Origin of the sequence: Dactylosporangium sp. NPDC000555 (genome assembly GCF_040300025.1) — a bacterium.
Taxonomy (GTDB): domain Bacteria; phylum Actinomycetota; class Actinomycetes; order Mycobacteriales; family Micromonosporaceae; genus Dactylosporangium.
The window spans coordinates 1-20,493 of sequence record NZ_JBEPDB010000119.1 but is presented as its reverse complement, the minus strand read 5'-3'; the positions used below and the strand labels follow the sequence as shown (position 1 = coordinate 20,493).

General features: G+C 74.3%; 24 protein-coding genes and 1 pseudogene. 14 read left to right on the top strand and 11 right to left on the bottom strand.

Going from position 1 to position 20,493, the window contains the following annotated elements:
• The first annotated feature begins 62 nt into the window (after positions 1–62).
• Complete coding sequence (locus ABT297_RS39730; protein WP_350558142.1) at positions 63–902, top strand: SDR family oxidoreductase; 840 nt, start codon at positions 63–65, stop codon at positions 900–902.
• 4 nt (positions 903–906) lie between these two features.
• Positions 907–1,875 carry a helix-turn-helix transcriptional regulator gene (locus ABT297_RS39725; RefSeq protein WP_350558139.1) on the top strand — a complete coding sequence of 323 codons (969 nt, stop codon included), beginning with the start codon at positions 907–909 and terminating at the stop codon, positions 1,873–1,875.
• Here ABT297_RS39725 and ABT297_RS39720 read toward each other — a convergent pair.
• Positions 1,764–2,198, bottom strand: coding sequence for a hypothetical protein (locus ABT297_RS39720; protein ID WP_350558136.1), 435 nt, complete (start codon positions 2,196–2,198; stop codon positions 1,764–1,766). The two genes, ABT297_RS39725 and ABT297_RS39720, sit on opposite strands and share 112 nt — an antisense overlap.
• Before the next feature lie 130 nt (positions 2,199–2,328).
• Positions 2,329–2,877, bottom strand: coding sequence for an FBP domain-containing protein (locus tag ABT297_RS39715; RefSeq protein WP_350558133.1), 549 nt, complete (start codon positions 2,875–2,877; stop codon positions 2,329–2,331).
• Between the two features lie 78 nt (positions 2,878–2,955).
• On the opposite strand from ABT297_RS39715, the gene ABT297_RS39710 reads away from it, so the two are divergent.
• A complete protein-coding gene (locus ABT297_RS39710; RefSeq protein WP_350558130.1) occupies positions 2,956–3,525 on the top strand; it encodes a helix-turn-helix domain-containing protein in 570 nt (189 codons plus the stop codon).
• A gap of 11 nt (positions 3,526–3,536) precedes the next feature.
• Positions 3,537–4,070, top strand: coding sequence for a GNAT family N-acetyltransferase (locus ABT297_RS39705; protein WP_350558127.1), 534 nt, complete (start codon positions 3,537–3,539; stop codon positions 4,068–4,070).
• 26 nt (positions 4,071–4,096) lie between these two features.
• Here ABT297_RS39705 and ABT297_RS39700 read toward each other — a convergent pair whose 3' ends face one another.
• The 3 genes from ABT297_RS39700 to ABT297_RS39690 are packed head-to-tail and all read right to left on the bottom strand — an operon-like array spanning position 4,097 to position 7,111.
• A complete protein-coding gene (locus tag ABT297_RS39700) occupies positions 4,097–5,047 on the bottom strand; it encodes a serine hydrolase domain-containing protein (protein ID WP_350558124.1) in 951 nt (316 codons plus the stop codon).
• A gap of 1 nt (position 5,048) precedes the next feature.
• Positions 5,049–5,978 carry a hypothetical protein gene (locus tag ABT297_RS39695; RefSeq protein WP_502885718.1) on the bottom strand — a complete coding sequence of 310 codons (930 nt, stop codon included), beginning with the start codon at positions 5,976–5,978 and terminating at the stop codon, positions 5,049–5,051.
• Complete coding sequence (locus tag ABT297_RS39690; RefSeq protein WP_350558118.1) at positions 5,930–7,111, bottom strand: FAD-dependent monooxygenase; 1,182 nt, start codon at positions 7,109–7,111, stop codon at positions 5,930–5,932. Before ABT297_RS39690 ends, ABT297_RS39695 begins: the two co-directional genes overlap by 49 nt.
• A gap of 274 nt (positions 7,112–7,385) precedes the next feature.
• On the opposite strand from ABT297_RS39690, the gene ABT297_RS39685 reads away from it, so the two are divergent.
• The 4 genes from ABT297_RS39685 to ABT297_RS39670 all read left to right on the top strand — a co-directional run bounded on the left by ABT297_RS39685 (position 7,386) and on the right by ABT297_RS39670 (position 10,362).
• Positions 7,386–7,658, top strand: coding sequence for a hypothetical protein (locus tag ABT297_RS39685; protein ID WP_350558115.1), 273 nt, complete (start codon positions 7,386–7,388; stop codon positions 7,656–7,658).
• Between the two features lie 239 nt (positions 7,659–7,897).
• Positions 7,898–8,368 carry a hypothetical protein gene (locus ABT297_RS39680; RefSeq protein WP_350558112.1) on the top strand — a complete coding sequence of 157 codons (471 nt, stop codon included), beginning with the start codon at positions 7,898–7,900 and terminating at the stop codon, positions 8,366–8,368.
• Positions 8,369–8,520: 152 nt separating this feature from the next.
• The gene (locus ABT297_RS39675; protein WP_350558109.1) at positions 8,521–8,868 is read left to right on the top strand and encodes a hypothetical protein; all 348 of its coding nucleotides are present in this window, start codon (positions 8,521–8,523) and stop codon (positions 8,866–8,868) included.
• Positions 8,869–9,519: 651 nt separating this feature from the next.
• Positions 9,520–10,362: an SAM-dependent methyltransferase gene (locus tag ABT297_RS39670; RefSeq protein ID WP_350558106.1), complete on the top strand. Its 843-nt coding sequence runs from the start codon at positions 9,520–9,522 to the stop codon at positions 10,360–10,362.
• Positions 10,363–10,369: 7 nt separating this feature from the next.
• Here the strand turns inward: ABT297_RS39670 and ABT297_RS39665 are convergent, their stop codons facing one another.
• From ABT297_RS39665 to ABT297_RS39655, 3 genes are all read right to left on the bottom strand, one after another.
• On the bottom strand, positions 10,370–10,954 hold the full coding sequence (locus ABT297_RS39665) for a GNAT family N-acetyltransferase (protein WP_350558103.1): 585 nt from the start codon (positions 10,952–10,954) through the stop codon (positions 10,370–10,372).
• A 26-nt stretch (positions 10,955–10,980) separates the two neighbouring features.
• Positions 10,981–11,526 (bottom strand): AAA family ATPase, encoded by a 546-nt coding sequence (locus tag ABT297_RS39660; RefSeq protein WP_350558100.1) that lies wholly within the window; start codon positions 11,524–11,526, stop codon positions 10,981–10,983.
• Positions 11,527–11,771: 245 nt separating this feature from the next.
• On the bottom strand, positions 11,772–12,998 hold the full coding sequence (locus ABT297_RS39655; RefSeq protein WP_350558097.1) for an MFS transporter: 1,227 nt from the start codon (positions 12,996–12,998) through the stop codon (positions 11,772–11,774).
• A 59-nt stretch (positions 12,999–13,057) separates the two neighbouring features.
• On the opposite strand from ABT297_RS39655, the gene ABT297_RS39650 reads away from it, so the two are divergent.
• Both ABT297_RS39650 and ABT297_RS39645 read left to right on the top strand, forming a co-directional pair.
• The gene (locus ABT297_RS39650; protein WP_350558094.1) at positions 13,058–14,044 is read left to right on the top strand and encodes an ArsR/SmtB family transcription factor; all 987 of its coding nucleotides are present in this window, start codon (positions 13,058–13,060) and stop codon (positions 14,042–14,044) included.
• Positions 14,045–14,095: 51 nt separating this feature from the next.
• A pseudogene (locus tag ABT297_RS39645) lies at positions 14,096–14,752 on the top strand (response regulator transcription factor); the annotation flags it as partial.
• A gap of 89 nt (positions 14,753–14,841) precedes the next feature.
• Here ABT297_RS39645 and ABT297_RS39640 read toward each other — a convergent pair.
• Positions 14,842–15,147 (bottom strand): STAS domain-containing protein, encoded by a 306-nt coding sequence (locus ABT297_RS39640; RefSeq protein ID WP_350558148.1) that lies wholly within the window; start codon positions 15,145–15,147, stop codon positions 14,842–14,844.
• A gap of 146 nt (positions 15,148–15,293) precedes the next feature.
• Between ABT297_RS39640 and ABT297_RS39635 the strand changes: the two genes are divergently transcribed.
• The 3 genes from ABT297_RS39635 to ABT297_RS39625 are packed head-to-tail and all read left to right on the top strand — an operon-like array spanning position 15,294 to position 17,895.
• A complete protein-coding gene (locus tag ABT297_RS39635) occupies positions 15,294–15,965 on the top strand; it encodes a response regulator transcription factor (protein WP_350558091.1) in 672 nt (223 codons plus the stop codon).
• Entirely contained in the window at positions 15,962–17,332 is a 1,371-nt protein-coding gene (locus ABT297_RS39630) for a HAMP domain-containing sensor histidine kinase (protein WP_502885717.1), read from the top strand. The genes ABT297_RS39635 and ABT297_RS39630 overlap by 4 nt, the downstream gene beginning before the upstream one ends.
• The gene (locus ABT297_RS39625; RefSeq protein WP_350558088.1) at positions 17,329–17,895 is read left to right on the top strand and encodes a GerMN domain-containing protein; all 567 of its coding nucleotides are present in this window, start codon (positions 17,329–17,331) and stop codon (positions 17,893–17,895) included. Before ABT297_RS39630 ends, ABT297_RS39625 begins: the two co-directional genes overlap by 4 nt.
• A 21-nt stretch (positions 17,896–17,916) precedes the next feature.
• On the opposite strand, the gene ABT297_RS39620 is transcribed toward ABT297_RS39625, so the two are convergent.
• On the bottom strand, positions 17,917–18,393 hold the full coding sequence (locus tag ABT297_RS39620) for a response regulator (protein ID WP_350558085.1): 477 nt from the start codon (positions 18,391–18,393) through the stop codon (positions 17,917–17,919).
• Between the two features lie 54 nt (positions 18,394–18,447).
• The gene (locus ABT297_RS39615) at positions 18,448–18,999 is read right to left on the bottom strand and encodes a helix-turn-helix domain-containing protein (protein WP_350558082.1); all 552 of its coding nucleotides are present in this window, start codon (positions 18,997–18,999) and stop codon (positions 18,448–18,450) included.
• 48 nt (positions 19,000–19,047) lie between these two features.
• On the opposite strand from ABT297_RS39615, the gene ABT297_RS39610 reads away from it, so the two are divergent.
• Complete coding sequence (locus ABT297_RS39610; RefSeq protein ID WP_350558079.1) at positions 19,048–20,373, top strand: benzoate/H(+) symporter BenE family transporter; 1,326 nt, start codon at positions 19,048–19,050, stop codon at positions 20,371–20,373.
• Positions 20,374–20,493: the final 120 nt, after the last annotated feature.

The following is a 20,493-nucleotide window of genomic DNA, read 5'->3' as shown; positions in this document are numbered from 1 at the left end:
TCAGCGTGTAGGCGGCGCCCGCGTGCCCGGGCTCGGTCAGCACGCGCGCGGCGACCTCGGCGATGTCCCGCTCGTGGATGAGCGAGCGCGCCGCCACCGGACGGACCACCCGCTCGCGCCGCTCGGAGATGGACCGGCCGGAGACCATCGAGGAGACCGCCGAGATGGTCACGGCCGCGGGCGGTGTCGGCATCGCGATCGGCGCCGACCACCTCGACCCGGCGCGGGTGCGCGGCGTCGTGGAGCGTATCGACGCCGAGCAGGGGCGCCTCGACGTGCTCGTCAACGACATCTGGGGCGCCGAGGGGCTGTTCAGCTGGGACAAGAAGCTGTGGGAGGACGACCTCGAGGTCGGCCTGCACATCCTGCGCCTGGCGATCGACACGCACATCGTCACCAGCCACGCCGCGCTGCCGCTGCTGATCCGCAACCCCGGCGGCCTGGTGGTGGAGATGACCGACGGCACGGCGGAGTACAACGACAAGCGGTACCGCGTCTCGTTCTTCTACGACCTGGCCAAGGCGTCCGTGCTGCGCATGGCGTTCGCGCTGTCCGAGGAGCTCAAGTCGTTCGGCGGCACCGCGGTCGCGCTCACGCCCGGCTTCCTGCGCTCCGAGCTGATGCTGGAGCACTTCGGCGTCACCGAGGAGAACTGGCGCGACGGCGCGGCGAAGGACCCGCACTTCGCGATGTCGGAGACGCCGGTGTACGTCGGGCGAGCCGTCGCCGCGCTGGCCGCCGACCCGCGAGTGGCGCGCTGGAACGGCGCCTCGCTGTCCAGCGCGGGGCTGGCGAAGGAGTACGGCTTCACCGACGCCGACGGCAGCCGACCCGACTGGTGGCGCTACGACGCCGAGGTGGTCGCGGCCGGGCGCTCCGGCGGCGCCGAGGACTACCGTTAGTCCGGTGCGCGTCTCCCGGCTCATCTCGCTCGTGCTGCTGTTGCAGGCCGGCGGCCCGCGCACGGCGGCCGAGCTGGCCGAGCAGCTGGAGGTCTCCGAGCGCACGATCTACCGCGACATCCTGGCCCTGTCCGCCGCGGGCGTGCCCGTCTACGCGGAGCAGGGCCGGGCCGGCGGGTACCGGCTGCTCGACGGCTACCGCACCCGGCTCAACGGGCTCAGCCGGGCCGAGGCCGAGGCGCTGTTCCTGTCGGGGCTGCCCGGACCGGCCCGGGACATGGGCCTCGGCGAGGCGCTCGCGGCGGCGCAGCTGAAGGTCGCCGCCGCGCTGCCCGACCCGCTGCGCGAGGCGTCGGCGCGCGCCCGGCAGCGCTTCCACTTCGACGCGCCGGGCTGGTTCCGCGACGCCGAGCCGCCGCCGCGGCTGGCCGAGCTCGCCCGGGCCGTGTGGGAGGACCGCGTCGTCGCGCTGACCTACGCCGGGCGGGCCGGCGAGGTGACCCGCACCGTCGAGCCGCTCGGCCTGGTCCTCAAGAACGGGGTCTGGTACGTCGTGGGCCGCATCGGCGCCGGGGAGCGCACCTATCGCGTGGACCGGGTCCGCGCGGTCACGGCCACGGACGAGCGCTTCGGCCGCGACGACGGCTTCGACCTGGCGTCGTTCTGGTCGCATCGGGCCGGCGAGTTCGAGCGTGCCCTGCTGGCCGAGACGGTCACCGTGCGGCTCAGCCCGGCCGGCCTGCGCCTGCTGCGCCACGCGGTGGAGGCGGTCGCCTACCGGGCCGCGGCCGAGGGCGCCGGCCCGCCGGACGCGGACGGCTGGGTCACCGTCGAGCTGCCGGCGGAGTCGGTGCCCGTCGCCTACACCCAGCTGCTCGCCCTGGGTCCGGAGGCGGAGATCGTGGCCCCGCCGGAGCTGCGGGACATGGTCGCCGCGGCGGCGGAGCGCACCGCCGCGCTGTACCGGCGCTGATACGACAGCGCGGCGACGGCGAGCGCCCACCCGTAGCCGCCCGCGGCGAGCGCGCCCGGGCTGACGGTGCCGTGCAGCATGAGGCTCGCGGTGCCGTACACCGCCAGTGGTCCCGCGGCCGCCCACACACCCGGCACCGGCAGCCGCACCGCGGCAGGGCGGACGAGCGTGAACATCAGGGCCCACGCGGCGAGCGCCCCGCCGAGGACGACGGCGGTGCCGTACCACGGCAGCCCGAACCCGGACACGACGAACGGAACGACCGTCAGGCACCCCGCGTAGGCGTACCAGCGCACGATTCTCGGTGCTCCTGTGACTGCCATGCGGCTCAGCCTGCCCCCGCCGGTTGTGACCAGCCTGAGGAAACCTGTGAGTCGCTCAGCGACGCCGGCCACCGGCACGAACGCCGCGAGGCCCGCGAGCGCGATCCAGTCGTCGGCCCCAGGGCCCGAGTCAGTCGTGCGGGTTCGATCCGGGCTGCGGTGCGGACACCACCAGCGTCGCGTCGCCGACCAGCCGGTCCAGGAACGCCGACAGTTTTCCCTCCAGCCGGGCGATCTGCTCCTCGATGGAGAGCGTCTCGTCGAGCCGGCCGCCGGCGCCGGGGCGGCGCAGGCCCCGCACGTACAGCGAGCAGGCCAGGTCGGAGCAGAGGTACACGCCGACGGAGTCGCCGTTGCGTCCCGCCTTGCCACCGCGGCGGCCGGTCATCAGCGACACGCCGCTGCCGGGGTGCGTGGTCAGGCACAGCGAGCACATCCCGCGGTGCTGGAAGCGGCGGCCGCGCTGCTCGGCGACGCGCAGCGAGACGGTCGCGAGCCCTCCGGCATGCTCGGTGGCCAGGTAGGCACGATCCAGCGCGCCCGGGTCGCGCCAGCCCAGGAAGTCGAGGTTCGCCCACGGACGTTCGGCCAGGTCGCGCGGGATGTGCGCGCGCTGCGCCTCGCCGCGGGAGCAGTTGACGAAGGCGGCGCGGATGTCGGTTTCGGTCAGCGGTCGCATATTCCGGACCGTACGGTTCCCTAAAGGCTTTAGGCAAGCAATTAACACGCTTCCCAGATCTGGGATATCGTTGCGGATATGGGAAACGACCCGGGGCCGCTCGAGGCCCGGCTCGCCGGTCGCCTGTCCGAGCTGCGGCTGGAGCACGGCTGGTCGCTGGAGGAGCTCGCGCGGCGCGCCGGCGTGAGCCGCTCGACGCTCTCGCGCCTGGAGCGCGGCGAGATCAGCCCGACCGCGGCCCTGCTGGGCAAGCTCTGCGCCGCCTATGGCCGGCCGATGTCGCGGCTGCTCGCCGAGGTCGAGCCGGAGCCGCCGCAGCTCGTGCGGGCCGAGCGGCAGCCGGTGTGGCGGGACCGAGAGACCGGGTTCACCCGCCGCTCGGTGTCGCCGCCGCACCCGGGCCTGCGCGGCGAGGTCATCGAGGGCGTCCTCGAGCCGGGCGCCGACATCGCCTACGAGGAGCCGGCCGTCGCTGGGCTGGAGCACCACCTGCTGGTCCTCGACGGCGCCGTCGAGCTCACCGTCGGCGGCGCCGTGCACGCCGTGCGGCCGGGGGACTGCCTGCGGTACCGGCTGTGGGGCCCGTCCCGGTTCGTCAACCCCGGTCCGGGGCCCGTGCGCTACGTCCTGCTCATCGTCCTGCCCTGAGGGAGCCACCGTTGCCCACGATCACCCGTCTGCGCCCCGGCTCGTACGCCGGACAGGTCGACAACCTCGCCGCGGTGCTCGCCGACGCCGTCGCGCACGGCGCCTCCGTCGGCTTCCGCAGCCCGTTCGACGCCTGCGACGCGGCCGCGTGGTGGCGCACCCGCGAGCCCGCCGTGCGCGACGGCAGCCTCAGCGTCTGGATCGCCGAGGACGGCACCGGCGTGGTCGGCACCGTGAGCCTGGCCCTGGAGGGCAAGCCCAACGGCCGCCACCGCGGCGAGGTACTCAAGCTCATGGTCCACAGCGTGGCCCGCGGCCGCGGCCTGGGCCGGGCCCTGCTGGACACCGCCGAGCGCGCCGCCGCCGAGGCCGGCGCGACCCTGCTGCTGCTCGACACGGCGACGGGCAGCCCGGCCGAGCGGCTGTACGAGACGTCGGGCTGGACGAGGTACGGCATCGTCCCGGACTATGCCGCGGACCCGGCCGGCACCCTGGCGGACTGCAGCTTCTTCTACAAGCGCATCGCCGCGAGCAGCTGCGTGTAAGAAATGGCTGTTATGGCAGCCATTTCTTACACAGAGCTGCTCGCGGCGATCGCCGCGAGCAGCTCGTCGCACCAGGCGGCGAACGGGGCGCGGTCGCCACGCACCGGGTGGACGCGGTTGCCCAGCACCACCACGCCGTAGCCGCGGCCCGGCTCGAACCAGATCCGGTTGCCGACGAACCCGGACGCGCCGAAGCCGTCGGTGCCGGCGCGCGGCCCGCCGATCCCGCGGGTCGGGTGCAGCCACCAGCCGGCCGCGAACCGCTCCCCGGCGCCGTTGTCGGCCAGGCACGGCGGTGTGGCGCCGAGCCACGGCCGGGCGGCCGCGGTGACCAGGGCCAGGGTGCCGAACGCGCCGGCGTGCCCGGCCGCGCCGCCCATCGCCGAAGCGTTCTCGTCGTGGACCTCGCCGACGATGAGCCGGCCCCGCCACGGGCAGCGCTCGGTCGCCACCGCGGGCGCGACCGGCCCGCCCATCCGCAGCCCGGTCCGGCGCGCGGCCAGGTCCGCGAGCGACCGCCCGGTCAGGTCCGCCACGAGGGCGCCCAGGATGATGTACCCGAGGTCGCTGTACACCGGCCCGGGCTCGGTGCGCGGCGTGCCCAGCGCCGCGTCCACGATCGCGGCGCCGCGCAGCTCACGGTAGAACGGCGCGTCGGCCGGCAGCCCCGAGCGGTGCGCGAGCAGATCGTCGAGCGTCGCGCCGCCGGCCGGCCGCCCCGCCGCGCGCGGCCAGAACGCGCCGATCGGCCGGTCCCGCGGCACCGGCAGCGCCAGCACCTCGGGCAGCGTCACGAGCACCTTCGTCAGGCTGGCCAGGTCCCACCAGCAGTCCGCCGTGGCCGGCCGCCCGGTGGTCAGGTCCGCGACCCCGTGCACCGCGGCGGCGAGGACCCGCTCGCGGTCGAAGACGCTCACCGCCGCGGCCGGCATCGGCGCGCGGCGGGCCAGGGCGTCGACGACGGCGGCGAGCGCCACGTCAGCCCACCTCCCCGGACGCCCCGGTGCACGCCGCGTGCAGGGCGCGCGCGGCGCGGATCGCCGAGCGGATCTCCTGCAGGTAGCGGTCGGCGCCGGCGGCGCCGGGCGGCTGGGGTGTGCTCGCCAGTCGCGGATCGAACCCGACGGTGTCGATGCCGCAGCGGTACCGCAGCCCGAGCACCCGGATCGCGTCGCAGTGCTGGAACGGCACGTAGATCGGCGACGTCACCACCAGGATCCGCTCGTCGGGCTGAGGCCGGGTCCGGCCCGCCCAGAACGCGTAGGTGTCGGCGGTGTTCGGCCGCGGCGCACCGCGTCCGCTCGGCGCGGTCAGCACGTCGACCGGCCGGTCGCCGAACGCGGCCCGCGCGCCGGCCGCGAGCGCGTCGGCCTCCGTCTCGCAGCCGTCCAGGCCGGGCAGGGCGCGCTCCTCGGCGCCGAGCGGGCGCCGGCTGCCCAGCGCCGCGACCGCGCCGACGCGCAGCGCCGCGGCCAGCCGCGCGGCGTGCTCGGTGCGCTGCAGGCACGCGCGGGCCAGGCCGCCCAGGACGAGCAGGTGCGCGTACTCGCGGTGCGGCGGGTCGCCGGTGCCGGCCAGACCCAGCTCCCGCGCGGCCACCAGCGCCGCGGCGGCCAGTCGCTCGGGCAGGTCGACCCGGACCCGGTCGCGCTCGGCGCCGCCGAGGCGGCCGCGGAAGTTCCAGTGATCGTCGGAGAACTCGTCGAGCCAGCCGAGCAGCGTGCCGGTGTCCGCCTCGGGCAGGTCACCGCCGAACGCGGCGACGAGTTCCCGCATCGGCGCCGACCCCGCCCAGCGGTGCAACTGGGCGGGGAGCCGGCCGGGGTCGAGCCCCGGGGGACACTGCGGCAGGGGCGCCGCTACAGGGTTTCCCGGATGTCCGCGTAGATGTCGTAGCCGTGAATCCACGCCACATTGTCCGGCAGGGAGGCCAGTCGTGCGTTGCGTTCGTCGGCGGCGGGTCCGTCGGGCAGCTGCAAGCACCCCGCGTTGCCGCGCGAACCCATCTGGATCTTCCGGGTCCGGGCCTTGCGCAGGTGCTCGTAGCGCCGCAGCGCGTCGGCGACGCTCATCCCGTCGGCGGAGAGATACTCGGCGAGCGCGGCCGCGTCCTCGAGGGCCTGGTTGCTGCCCTGCCCGGCGTGCGGCAGCATCGGGTGAGCGGCGTCGCCCAGCAGCGTCACCCGGTCGGTGCTCCAGCGGCGCAGCGGCTCGCGATCGTACAGGGCCCAGCGCCCCGTCTCCTCGACGTTGCCGAGCATCGTGGTCACCGTGTCGTTCCAGCCGGCGAACGCGGCGACCGCCTCGGCCGGCTCGCACCTGGCCGACCACGACTCGAGGGTCCACTCGGGGTCGGGCACGTAGGCGACGAAGTTGATGAGCTCGCCGCCACGGACCGGATACGCCACCAGGTGCCGGCCGGGGCCGAGGAAGAACACGAGGCCGAGCTTGTCGCCGCCGGGAACCTTGTCGACCGGGACCACACCGCGGAAGCAGCTCATCGCCGAGAAGACCGCCTCGTCGGGGCCGGTGACGTGGTGGCGCACCGCGGAGCGAAGCCCGTCGGCCCCCACGACGATGTCGGCCCGCGCCTTCGTGCCGTCGGCGAACTCGACCTCGACGCCGTCCGGGGACTCGTGCACGGCCACGCACCGTCGGCCCAGCTGCGGATTCCCGTCGTATCCGGCGAGCAGCACCCGATGGAAGTCGGCGCGGTGGATGCCGAGGAACGGGCCGCCGAAGCGCTGCTCATACCAGTCGCCCATCGGGTGCTCGGCGAAGATGTCGCCCGACTTCCAGTGGTGGAACTCGATGCGCCGCAGGTTGGCGGCCGCGCCGCGAATGTCCTGGCCGAGGCCGAGCCGGTCCAGCACCCGCATGCCGTTGCCGCCGAGAGACACCGCGGCGCCGATCTCCCGCAGCTCGCTCGCCTGCTCGTAGACATCGACCTCGAAACCCTTGGCCTGCAGGGCGATCGCGGCGGTGAGGCCGCCGATACCCGATCCGATCACAGCGATGCGCAACGGCGCGGACGTAGCCATCGAATACTCCACCGGAAACGAGGGGACAATATGAGTGGGGGGACAAAAGGCGCAGTGAGCGACGGAAGCCTATCGAAGCGGACAACGGGTGCCTAGTCGCCTGGCAATGAGTCTTTTATCGCATTGCATTGGCCGCCTTCAGTCCGCCCCGGAAGTGAAGGCGTGCCGCCGCGTTTTGGTAACATGACGTCGATCAATTTTCCGACGCCACACGACGAACGTCCGCAGCAAGGCCGCGCAGGTCTACGCCGCGCAGACCCGGGCCGCGTATGGCATGACCGCCGACGACCCGCGCCTGGCCCCGATCGCCGGCGTCGACCTGGCGATGTACGCCCGCGCCTCCAAGACCGCCGCGCAGGAGGGCCTCACCACCGCGGGCGTCATGACCAAGGCGCAGTCCTTCGGCATCGCCGCGGACGTGTGGCAGCGGGCCGCGACCGGCTGGCCGGCGCGTATGCGCGGCGGCATGGCCCAGATGCGGCATATGCGGCAGACGATGCGGGCGCAGACCGAGGACCTCGAGCTGCTGCGCTCCGGTCACCAGTGAGGTCATGCTCCCGCTGAACGCCTCGGCCCGGGCCGGCGTCGGGCAGCGGGTCACGTTGCTTGTCCACCCGTGGCAGCCCGTACGGATCCGGGTGCGCTGGGGGCGTGTGAACTCACGCGGTCCAGGTGACGGCGGATCACGCACCCGATCGCGAAGGTTGGCGCGTACACCCGGTCCGGAGGCCTGAATACCCGCAGGCGCCGGACCGGACCGGACCGCTCCAACCGAGGGAGAATTCCGTGACCAGTGCCACCGCCGAGCGCCGGCAAGCGACCACCGAGCGCGAGACGGGCATCGAACACCCACTCCTGCTCGCCGCGCTCATGTCGCGCCGCGAGGAGGGCGAGAGCATCTTCGAGCACCCGCTGCTCGTCGCCGCGCTCGCGAAGCGGCGCTCCGAGGAGGGCGAGAGCATCCTCGAGCACCCACTGATGCTCGCCATGCTGGCCAGGCGCCGCCGCGAGGAGGAGAGCGAGAGCATGATCGAGCACCCGCTGATGCTTGCCATGCTCGCCCGGCGCAGTGGCCGCCGCCGCACGGGCATCGAGCACCCGCTGATGCTCGCCATGCTCATGCGCCGTCGCGAGGAGGAGGGCGAGAGCATGATCGAGCACCCACTGCTTCTGGCCGCGCTGGCCAAGCGCCGGTCCGAGGAAGGCGAGGGTATCGAGCACCCGCTGCTGCTCGCGGCGATGCTCGCCCGCCGCTGACGATCGACCGACCGGCGTCCCGGACCGGGCCGCCGGCGGTCCCGACCAGGGCCCGCCCCCACCACGAACGGGCGGGGCGGGCCGCCGACCAGCGCGGGAAGGAGCACGCCATGCCGGCCGAAACACCACACGAACACGAGGGGTCACAGCCTTTGGACGCCCTCATTGACGACCTGATCCACGACATCCTCAGCGACGCCGGCCGCGCGACCGGCATAACGGGACGGGGCCGCGCCGGTGCCGGCGGCCTCCTCGAATCCGTCATGGGGCTCACGCCCCGCCTCGCGCCAGGCACGCCGCTGCTGGAGCGGGTGCTGCTCGTCGAGGCGCTCGCCGGAGCCCTTTCCGAGGCGCTCGCCCCGGCCCTGGCCTCCGCGCTCGCCCCGCGGATCCTGCAGCTCATGGAGGGCGAGGGGAGCGAGGGGAGCGAGGGGCAGGCCAGGCCCCCCGCCGCCGGCACGGCCCGGCCTCCCTCCCGAAAGACCGACGCGACGAAGTAGTCGCCCCGGGCCCGCCCGTGACGCGGACGGGCCCGGGCGGTCGCATCCGGCGACGGGACGGCCCGGCGACGAAAATGCGCGGCGTGCACCGGGGCGGCTTCGGCGTGGTGCCCGGGCTGTCGGCCGCGTCGTCCTGTTCGCCGGCCGTGCAGTGTCCGTGCTGTCGGCCATGCTGTTCTGCTCGGCGGCCGTGTCGTGCCAGTGTTGCCGGTGCGTCGTCCTGCTCGCCGGCCCCGCCGTCTTGCTCGCCCGCCGTGCCGCGCCAGCGCTGCCGGGGCCCCGCGCCGGTGAGGGCCGTGAGAGGCGCTGCATCATCATCCCGGCCGCGTCGCTGCTCGGCCCCCGCTGACGCCTGCGACCGGGTGCGGCACGGCGGCGCCCGCCGCGTCATCGCTTCCGCCGCGAGGTTCGACGGCGTGGACGCGTCCGTGACCCGCATCGCCGCCGCCTGCGCCGCCGCTTTCGCCCCCGACGGACGCACTGCCGCGCCCCACCTCTCGCCGTTCCAGCGCATCCGCCGGGTCGAGCCGCGCCCAGAAGCGCGACAAGGCCGCCGGCAGGGTGCGGCCGGTACCCGCCTGAACCGGCAAGGGCATATGATCCGATCCGGACGGGGAGCCCAGGCAGGAACAAAACAGGCGGAGAGCGGACATGTCAGGCGCCGAGTGGATGAAGGCCAGGCCGGACGCGACGCACGCGCCCATCGACCTGCAGACCGACCGGCCCCATCCGGCCCGGGTCTACGACTTCCTGCTCGGCGGCAAGGACAACTTCCCCGTCGACCGCGCCGCCGGCGAGGCGGGGCTGAAGGCCAACCCGAACAGCCGCATCCCGCCCCGGGAGAACCGCAACTTCCTGTGCCGCGTGGTCGAACACCTCGCCACGGAGTACGGCGTGCGGCAGTTCCTCGACATCGGCACCGGCATCCCGACGTCGCCCAACGTGCACGAGGTCGCGCAGGCGGTCGCGCCGGAGTCGCGGATCGTCTACGTCGACAACGACCCGATCGTGCTGGCCCACGCCCGCGCGCTGCTGACCAGTAAGCCGGAGGGGCGCACCGAGTACGTCGACGCCGACCTGCGCGACGTCGATCGCATCCTCTCCGCGCCGCAGCTGCGCGAGGCGATCGACCTGGACCGGCCCGTGGCGTTGCTGCTCATCGCGATCATGCACTTCGTCGGCGACGCCGACCGGCCGTACGAGATCGTCCAGCGGCTCGTCGACGCGCTGCCCTCCGGCAGCTACCTCGCGCTGTCGCACCTCACCGGCGACTTCGACGCGGCGGCGTGGGAGCGCGTCGCGGCGATCTACGCCAAGCAGGGCGTCACGATGCAGGTCCGCTCGCACGAGGAGATCTCCCGCTTCTTCACCGGCTTGGAGCTGGTCGAGCCGGGCCTGCCGATCGTGACCAAGTGGCGCCCGGACGCCGACGTCAACGCGTCGGCCACCGACACCCAGGTCGCGGTGTACGGCGGCCTCGCGCGCAAGCCCTGATGACCGGCTACCGGGCCGGCTGGAGGTCGGCCCGGATGAGGCTGTAGACGGCCATGTCGGCCCGGGTTCCCGCCCGGGTCGGCACCAGGCTGCGCAGCACGCCCTCGAACCGGAACCCGGCCGCCTCGGCGACGCGCCGCGACGCGGTGTTGAGGGTGTCGGCCTGCAGATGGATGCGCTCGAAGCGGATCTCGGTCAGCGCCCAGCGGGCCACCGCCGCGGCCGCCTCGGCGGCGTGGCCGAGGCCGCGCGCCCACGGCGACGTCCAGTAGTGCATCTCCGCCGAGCGCGCCGTCCAGTCGGCGTTGAACAGCGACACGTGCCCGGCGAGCCGCCCGCCGGCGCGGGGCTGCAGCGCGAACCCGACGCCCATGCCGTCCAGGCGCCGCTGCTCGATGCCGCTGGTACACCAGGACACCGCCGTCGGCAGGCCCGCCGCCGCGTACGGGTATCCGACCGGCGCGTTGCGCACGAACGCCTCGTCCTGCCACGCCTCGTGCACGTCGGGGGCATCGGCGGCGGTGAACGGGCGCAGCACCAGCCGCTCGGTGGTGAGCACCGCGGACGGGAAGCGTTCGACAGCCGGAACCATCCCCGAAACATAGCCCGCGCCCCGGCTCAGGCCCCCCGGGTCCACGTCTCGCTCGCGGCTATGACCGCGGCGACCTGGGCAACCCGCTGCGCGAGCGGCGCCGGCGGCACCTCGATCAGCTCGTAGCCGAGGTCGCCGTACACCTCGGCGTGGATGCGCTCGAAGCGCTGCGACTCGGCGAGGCTGATCCGCCGGGCCGCGGTCGGGGTCACGAACCCCATCAGGCGTACGAACAGCACCCGCCGCTCGTAGGTGCGCTCGCGCTCGATCCGCGCGGCCTCCCTTGCCAGCGCCCCGGTCGGTGAAAGTCCACTGTAGACGGCCAGGGCCAGGGTGCAGACCGGCGAGCGGTCGAACACCTGCACCGGGCCGCGCGCCGCGAGCTGCCGAGCCTTCTGCACCGCGACGATCCGGTCCAGGAACGCGGGCCCCTCCGCTTCCAGTTCCGGTGTCTCGCCGATGACGTCGGTGGCCGCCTCGTCGACGACGAGGTGTCCGAGCCCGCGCAGCGCGTGCGCGATGGTGGTCTTGCCGGCGCCGGGCGCGCCGGTGAGCACGAATCTGCGAACCATTGCCCTCTCCTGAGCGGTCGACTGCGGAGGGATACGTGGTGGGGATGGCGTCGGCGGGCTCCTCGGCGGGGTGGCTGACCCTCGCCGGCCGTGACGTCGTCGACGTGGCCCGTCCCCGAGACTGCCGCGCTGCTGAACGAGTGCGGCATGAGCGCGCGCCGCCTGCGGTCCGGGGAATTCAGCGTGCCGGGACCGGCCGATCGCCGGGCCGCGCCCTCTGCGCCGCACACCAGGCGGCGCGGCACTCAGCTTACCGCGACCCCGGGCCGGTCCGCGGCGCACGCGTCCGAGTCCAGGTCCGGGTCCAGGTCCGAGTCCGGGCGCCGCAGCCTGGACGCCAGTAGCGCGGACACCAGGATCGAGGCCGCGGCCATGACCGCCATCGCGGCCGCCGGGGACACCAGTTGCGCCATCGCGCCGGCGAGGGTCGCGCCGACCGCCTGCATCGTGAACATGCCCGAACTGTGCAGGCCCAGGGACTGACCGCGCAGATCGGGCGGGGTCAGCTCGACGAGGCGATCCTGCAACATCAGGCTGCCGCAGTACCCGGCGGAGGCCACCGCCACGAGGGCGAGCGCGACGGGCAGCGGCGGGCGCGCGAGGAACGCCAGATAGGGCACCGCGAGCAGCAACTGGGCCGGCGTGGTGAACGGGCGGCGCCAGCGCGCCGGGAGGGCGCGGCCGGCCAGGGCGTCGCCCGCCAGCATGCCGGCCGCGGCGGCCACGAAGAGGGCACCGGCGGCCGTGGGCGAGTACGGCACGAACAGCGCCTCGCAGCCCACGATCAGGCCGTTGGGCACCCACAGTCCAATGTAGACGGCGCGGCGGGCCGGCGAGGACAGCAGGGCCCGGTTGCCCAGCCAGGTGGCGCGGATCGACGCCCGGCCGGCGACGCGCGGCGGGCGGGCGGTCAGGCCAAGGCGCGCCACGAGCGCGGCGAGCAGGCTCAGCGCGGCGCCGGCCAGCAGTACCGCCGCGGGGGAGAAGGCCGCGAGCAGCACACCGCCGGCGGCGAAGCCCGCGATCTGCACGGCGCCGATGGACATGTTCAGCAGGGAGCGGCCCAGCAGGTACGCGTCGGCCGGCAGGATCTCGGCGAGCAGCCCGAAGCGGACACCGCCGCCGATCGACGCGGTCAGGCCCTGGGCCAGCACGATCGCGAGGATCGCGGCGACCGGCAGGCCGGGCAGCGCCAGGCAGGCGGTGGTGAGGCCGGTGAAGGCGGCGATGCCGGCCAGGGCGGCGCGCGGCGGGACGCGGTCGGCCGCGGACAGCAGCGTCGCGGCCCCGACAACCTGGGCGAACGACGAGCCGAACAGGCTCAGCGCGGACAGCAGCGGCGACCCGGTCGCGCCGTAGACGAGGGTCGCCAGCGCGATGCCGCTCACCGTGCCGGCCGCGACCTGGGCGGAGACGGTGGCGAACAGGGCGGGGAACTCGGGCGTGGCGAACAGCTCGCGGTACGTGCGCATGACCGGCAGTCTGCGGGTCGCCGCCCGCCGCGCCGTAGGCTTTCGCGTGGAGGCGAAACATGGGTGTCTGGCGGATCGACGCCGACGTGCTGGCCGGCGGGCGCTTCGTCGTGTCGCCGATGGCCGAGACCGTCGGCTGCCTCGTCGCGCTCAACGGGCAGCACCGCGTGTCGCCGAGCCAGCGGGACTGGCTGGCCGAGCACCGGCCGGCGTTCCAGGCGCGCTGGGCGGCCGACCCGTTCGCGCTGCCGTTCCTGCGCGACGCGATCCGGCCCAGCTGGCTCGCCGACTTCCTGGTCAAGCCGCCGCGGGCCGACGCGCCACGGTTCGCCGACGAGCTCGCCCGGGTCGCCGACACCACCGACGAGCAGGCCCGCCGCGACATCCTCGAGACGCTGGACCGCCCGCTGGCCCCGGTCCTGCGCCGCGACGGGCTCGTCGAGCGGGCCGTCGAGCTGCTGGACTGGGTGTGGCGGCACACGATCCGCCCCGGCTGGCCGCGCCGCCGCCGGGTGTTCGAGGCCGACATCGTGGCCCGCACCGAGCGGCTGGGCAGCGGCGGCTGGGCGGCCGTGCTCGAGCGGATGCGCCCCGGCATGCGCTGGCTCGGCGACGGGCGGCTGCAGATCAACGCGTACGACTCTCCGCCCCGTGACGTGACCGGCAGCCGGCTGCTGTTCGTCCCCGTCACCGCCTACCGCGGCTGGGTCGCCTGGGAGGAGCCGGGGGACGTGCACGCGATCGTCTATCCGTGCTCGGGCTGGCTCGCTCAGGACCCGGATGTCGTACCCCCGGACGCCCTCGCCCGCCTCATCGGCCCGGCGCGCGCCCGGATCCTGACCCTGCTCGCCGCGCCGAAGAGCACCACGCAGCTGGTGGCGCTGACCGGCCAGACCCTCGGCTCGGCCGGCGGCCACCTGCGGGTCCTGCGCGAGGCGGGCCTAGCCGACCGCCGCCGCGCCGGCCGCTCGGTCCTGTACTACCGCACGGAGCTCGGCGACGCGCTCTGCCGCGGCGAGGACGGCCGCCGACCGCCACGGCCGTGACATCGAAACCCGAAGCCGATTTCGCGGGATTCTCACATTCCACCGGTCACAATGACCGGGACGAGCGCACGGATCCTGGTCGCCGACGACGACCCCAAGCGGGCCGGGCTGATCCGGCTGTACCTGGAGCGCGACGGGCACAGCGTGCTCACGGTGCACAACGGCCGAGCCGCGCTGGAGCAGTGCCGTTCCCGCAAGCCCGACCTGCTGGTGCTCGACGTGATGATGCCGCAGGTCGACGGCCTCGACGTGTGCCGGATCATCCGCACCGAGTCCAGCGTGGCGATCCTGCTGGTGACGGCCCTCTCCGCCGAGGACGACCTGCTGCTCGGCCTGGACCTCGGCGCCGACGACTACATGACCAAGCCGGTCAGCCCGCGCGCGCTCGCCGCCCGGGTCCGGGCGCTGCTGCGCCGCTCCGGCATCAGCAGCCCAGGCCACCGGCGGGTGCTCACCGTCGGCGATCTCGTGGTGGACGGCGGCGGCCGGTTCGAGGTCCGCGTCAGCGGCGAAACGGTCGTGCTCACCGCGACGGAGTTCGGCATCCTCGAGCTGCTGGCCGGCGAGCTCGGCCGGGTCTTCACCCGCGTGTTCGGTTTCGAGCGCGACGTCTCCGAGCGCACCGTGGACGCGCACGTGGTGAACCTGCGGCGCAAGCTGGAGGCCGAGCCGGTGCGGCCGCGGTACGTCCAGACCGTCTACGGCCGCGGGTACCGGCTCGCCGAGCAGCCGTTCGTGTTCCGGCGCTTCTGGCGCGCCGACCCGGCGCGGGACCGCGAGACGGGCGGGAGCGTTCCTCACTGCACGAGCAGCACGTGCTCCACCCGGGCCAGTTGCAGCGTGCGGGCCACACGCGGGCAGGGGGAGCGCAGCGTGAGCCGGCCGCCCGCGGACCACACCCGGCGGTGCACATCGAGCAGCACGCCGATCGCCGAGGCGTCGATGAACGGGCACCGCGCCAGGTCGACGACCAGATGCTCCGGCTGCTTGTCGGCCGCTTCGTTGAGCAGCGCGGAGAACCTCGGTACCGAGGTGGCGTCGAGCCCCTCCGTGATCACGACCTCCACCGTGCCGGAGGCCGGGTCCGCCGTGCCGCTGTACATGTCTGTCTCCCGTCGTTCCGGCGACTTGTCCAGCGTTCGGATGCGATGTGGAGAACCTTTCCCGGAACTGTGACACTTGTGTGACTTCGGCATCGGCGGGCCCACCCGGTGGTAGCCGGCCGGGCTCGGACGGCATGATGCGTCCTATGGCAGGCGTGCTGGTGATCGAGGACGACGACCGCATTCGGCTCTCGCTCTCGCTCGCGCTGGAGGACGAGGGATACGTCGTCCGGGGCGTGGCGAGCGCGGAGGAGGGCCTGGTGGCACAACGCGACGATCCCGCCGACACGGTGCTCGTCGACCTGATGCTGCCGGGCGTCGACGGGTTTGAGTGCATCCGGCAGCTGCGCCGCAGTGACGACGTGCCGATCGTGGTGATCAGCGCCCGCGACGACACCCACGACATCGTCGCCGCCCTCGAGGCCGGCGCCGACGACTACCTGGTCAAGCCGGTCGCGGTGAAGGAGCTCTCGGCCCGCCTGCGCGCCCTGCGCCGCCGCGGCCGCACCGTGCAGGCGATGTCCACCATGGTCTTCGGCGACATGGAGATCCTCCCGGAGGCCGGCGAGGTGCGCATCGAGGGCACGCCCGTGGCGGTGACCCGCACCGAGTTCCGGCTGCTGTGCGAGCTGGGCGAGCATCCCGGGCAGGTGCTCAGCCGCCAGCAGCTGCTGCAGCGGGTGTGGGAGTACGAGATCGGCGACGAGCGGCTGGTCGACGTCCACGTCGGGCGGCTGCGGCAGAAGATCGAGCAGGACTCCAAGCAGCCGCGGTACCTCGTGACCGTGCGCGGCATGGGGTACAAGTTGCAGAAATGATGCGGTGGCGGGCGGGGCTGCGGACCCGGGTCGTGGCCGGCTTCGCGGCCGGCGCGCTCACGCTGTCGGTGTCGATGGCGCTGGTCTCCTACGAGATCACGCGCAGTGCGCTGATCAACGGCCGGGAGCGCTCTGCCGTGCGCTCGGCGACCTTCGACTCGCGGGTCGTCTCCGCCGGGCTCAACGCCGAGCGGCCCGACATCGCCGCGATGCTGCGCTCGCTGGACACCGGGGGCAACCGGCGGGTGCTCGTGCAGCACCTCGGCCACTGGTATGCGCGCAACGCCGACAGCGGGACGGCCACCGCGGTACCGCAGAGCCTGCAGCGCCTCGTGAGCAACAGCGGCCAGGGCATCCAGCGGGTGCACATCGACGGCGTGCCGGCGGTGGTCGTGGGCATTCTGCTGACGCCCGCGACGGCGCTGTACGAGATCGACTACCTGCGCGAGCTCGACCAGACGCTGCGGACCCTCGGCTGGGTGCTGATCCTGGTCGCCGCCGCGGTGGCCGTGGCCGGGGCGGGCCTGGGCTGGTACGCCACCCGCCACGTGCTGCGCCCGCTGCGCTCGGTCGCCGACGCCGCGCAGGGGATCACCGCCGGCGACCTCAGCGCCCGGCTCGACCCGGCCACCGACCCCGACCTGGCGCGGCTCTCGACGTCGTTCAACGAGATGGTCGACCAGCTGTCCCGGCGCATCGAGCGGGACCGGCGCTTCGCCGCCGACGTCAGCCACGAGCTGCGCTCGCCGCTGCAGACCCTCGCCGCGTCCGCCAGCGTGCTGGAGCGGCGCCGCGACCAGCTCGACGAGCGCACCGCGACCGCGGCCGGGCTGGTCGTGGCGGAGCTGGGCCGCTTCCAGTCGCTCGTCGACGACCTGCTGGAGCTCTCCCGGGGCGACCTGCCGACCCAGCTCGCGCCCGTCGAGATGGGGGAGCTCGCCCGCCGTGCGGTGCAGCGCCGCGGCCTGTCGCCGAGCATCGTCCGGTGCGGATGGGCCGGCGCCGACGGTGAGTGGCTGCGCTGGACCGTGGACCGCCGCCGGATCGAGCAGGTCCTGGTCAATCTCCTGGACAACGCGGTCACGCACGGCGGCGGGCCGGTCCAGGTGCGCGTCGAGGCGCACGGCCCGGACGGCGTGATCGAGGTCGACGACGAGGGCCCCGGCGTCAGCCCGGCCGAGCGCGAGGTCATCTTCGACCGGTTCGTCCGCGGCCGCTCGTCGGGCGCGCGGGGCAACGACGCCGGCACGGGGCTGGGCCTGTCCCTCGTGGCGCAGCACGTGGCCGCGCACGGCGGGCGGGTGCGGGTGCTGGACCGGCCCGGCGGCGGCGCCCGGTTCCGCATCGAGCTTCCGGGAGTACGGTGAGGGCCCGCCTGCCGTGCGCGGCCCTCCTCGCCGCGTGCCTCCTGCTCGGCGGGTGCGGGGTCCCCACCGACAGCGAGCCGCGGCCGATCGTGCCGTCCGTGGTCATCGGCACGTACGAGGGCCCGATCGGCGGCCCGCCGCCCTCGGCCGGCGCCGCCATCGAGCGGCTGTTCCTGGTGCGCGACAACCAGCTCGTCGCCGTCGACCGCCGCGTCGTCGCCGCGCCGTCGCCGCAGCGGCAGCTCGAGGACCTGATGGCCGGCCCGACGCCGCAGGAGCGCGACGGTGGCCTGGACAGCGCCCTGGTGGGCACCAACATCATCAGCGGGGTGCGGCTGCACAACGGCACGGCGATCGTCGGGCTGGCCCGGGACAACCCGATCCGCAACGACGAGATCCTGGCGTACGGCCAGATCGTGTGCACCCTCGCGGCCCGCGCCGACGTGGTGGGGGTGCGGTTCGTGCAGGACGGGCGCCCGCTGGAGGTGCCGCGGGCCGACGGCGCTCTCACGCTGGAGATGCTGACCGAGGACGACTACGGCAGCCTGATCCACGCGCGGTGATGGTGATGTGGCCGGTCCTGCCTACGGGAGTGCGCGGTCCACGACGATGCTGAACTGGTCGACGCCGCGGATGAGTTGGGACAGCTGGGCGAAGTCCACCGGCTTGCGGAAGTAGAACTCCGAGGGCACGCCGAAGTCGCGCAGCATCTGCTCCTCCAGCGGCGAGCTGGTCAGCACCACGACCGTCAGGTCGGCCAGCCGCGGGTTGCCCAGCACCCGGTCGAGCACGACCCGCCCGTCGACGCCCGGCAGGTTGAGGTCGAGCAGCAGGATGTCCGGCGTCGGCGCCCCGGCGTGCGCGCCGCGCCGCTCCAGGTAGTCGATCGCCTCGAGGCCGTCGCCGAGCACGGTCAGCGGGTTGCGCAGCCGGTGCGCGCGGAACTCGTCGACCGTATACGCGACGTCGCCCGCGTCGTCCTCGACCAGCAGGATGTGCGCGAGGTCGAGCGTCTCTCCTGCGTCCGGGCCGCCCATGTGCTCCCCATGTATTGCACTCATGCAATATTCATGTCACACCATAGTGCACGCCCCGCGCCGAGCGGGAGGAGTGGCTCAGCGCGGCGAGCGGATCAGCAGGTTGGCGACGACTTCGTCGGGGCCGGCCGTGGCGTAGACGTGCGGCACATCGGCCCGCCAGACGATGTGCTCCCCGGCCCGCGCGACCAGCGGCGCCTCGCCGGGGCCGGCGCGCAGCACGCCCCGATACACGGTGACGTGCTCGGTCACCCCCGGCGCGTGCGCGGGCGAGTGCTGCACGACGCCGGGGCGTACGCGCAACCAGAACAGCTCGAACGTGGCGCCCGGCTCCTCGAAGACCTCCAGCAGCGTCGCGGCCACCGCCGCCCCGCGGACGTCCGCGGCCGCGCCCGGCGGATCCCCGGGGGCAAGGACAAGAGCCGTCAGCGGTACCTCCAGGGCCCCCGCGACCGCGTAGAGCGTCTCCAGTGTGGGGTTGCGGGTGCCGTGCTCCAGCCCCGACAGCGTCGCCTTGCCGATGCCGGCGGAGCGGGCCAGGGCCGAGAGCGACATCCCGCGCGCCTCGCGCAGCCGCCGCAGTCGCTCGCCTACCGCCGGATCGATCCGGCTTGTCCCGCCTGCGTCCATCCGGCTATTGTGGCGTTCCGTTTACGGAACGATCGTCGAGAGGCGCCCATGCGGTACCGCGGGATCCTGCCCCCGATCCTGGCCGGCCTGGTCAGCGCCGTCGTCGGCTACGCGAGCTCGTTCACCGTCGTGCTGGCCGGCCTGCGCGCGGTGGGCGCCACCCCCGCCCAGGCCGCCTCCGGGCTGCTCGCCCTGTGCCTCGGGATCGCGGCCACGGCGATCGGCCTCGCCCTGCGGTACCGGATGCCGATCTCCATAGCCTGGTCGACCCCGGGCGCGGCCCTGCTGGTCGCGACCGGCCACGTGCCCGGGGGCTTCCCCGCCGCGGTGGGCGCGTTCCTCGTCAGCGCCGCGCTCATGGTGCTCGCCGGCCTGTCGCCCTGGCTCGCCCGGGCCATCGCCGCCATCCCGCGCCCGATCGCCGGGGCGATGCTCGCCGGCGTAATCCTCAGCCTCTGCACCGCCCCGGTGCGCGCGGTGGTGGACCTGCCGCTGCTGGCCACGCCGGTGATCCTGGCCTGGGCCGTCCTGTTCCGATACGCCAGGCAGTGGGCCGTCCCGGGCGCGCTGCTCGCCGCCGTGATCGCGATCGCTGTGCACGGCCCGGTCGGCGGCCTGTCCGCCGCCGAACTGCGCCCGTCGGCGGTGCTGACCGTACCGACGCTGAACCTCTCCGTGGTGGTGAGCATCGCGGTGCCGCTGTTCCTGGTCACCATGGCGGCCCAGAACGTGCCCGGCATGGCGGTGATGGCCACGTACGGGTACACGCCCCCGCTGCGCCCCGTGCTCGTGACGACCGGCCTCGCCAGCGCGGTCGCGGCCCCGTTCGGCGGCCACGCCGTCAACCTGGCCGCGATCACCGCCGCCCTGACCGCCGGCCCCGACACCCACCCCGACCCGCGCCGCCGCTGGATCGCCACGGTCGCCCTCGGCGGCGGCCAGCTGGCCCTGGGCCTGGGCGCGTCCCTGGCGATGGCCCTGGTGCTGCTGTCCCCGCCGCTGCTGGTGATCGCGGTGGCCGGCCTGGCCCTGCTGCCGGCCCTGGGCTCGTCCCTGGCGACGGCGGTGACCGAGCCGCAGGGCCGCGAGGCCGCGGTGGTCACGTTCGTGGTGACCGCGTCGGGCATGACGATCCTGGGCATCGGCTCGGCCTTCTGGGGCCTGCTGGCGGGCGGCCTGACCGCGCTGCTGCTGCACCGCCGCCGCCCGCCGGCCCCGGCCCCTCCCGCTGCTTCCCCGCCCCCGTCCGCCGCGGTCTCGCCTTCTTCAGCCTCGTCTTCCGCGGTCTCGTCTTCCGCGGCCTCGCCTTCTCCAGCCCCGTCTTCCGCGGCCCCGTCTTCCCCGGCTGCGGCCGCCGAGCCGACCAGCCCGTAAGCGCGGCACCCACGCGACAACGGCGCTGCCCTCCCCGCGCCGGGCCCGAAAAAACGAGGGCGGCGGGGGGGGGGGGGCGGGGGGGGCGGGCCCCGGCCCCCCGCGGCATATCAAATATAA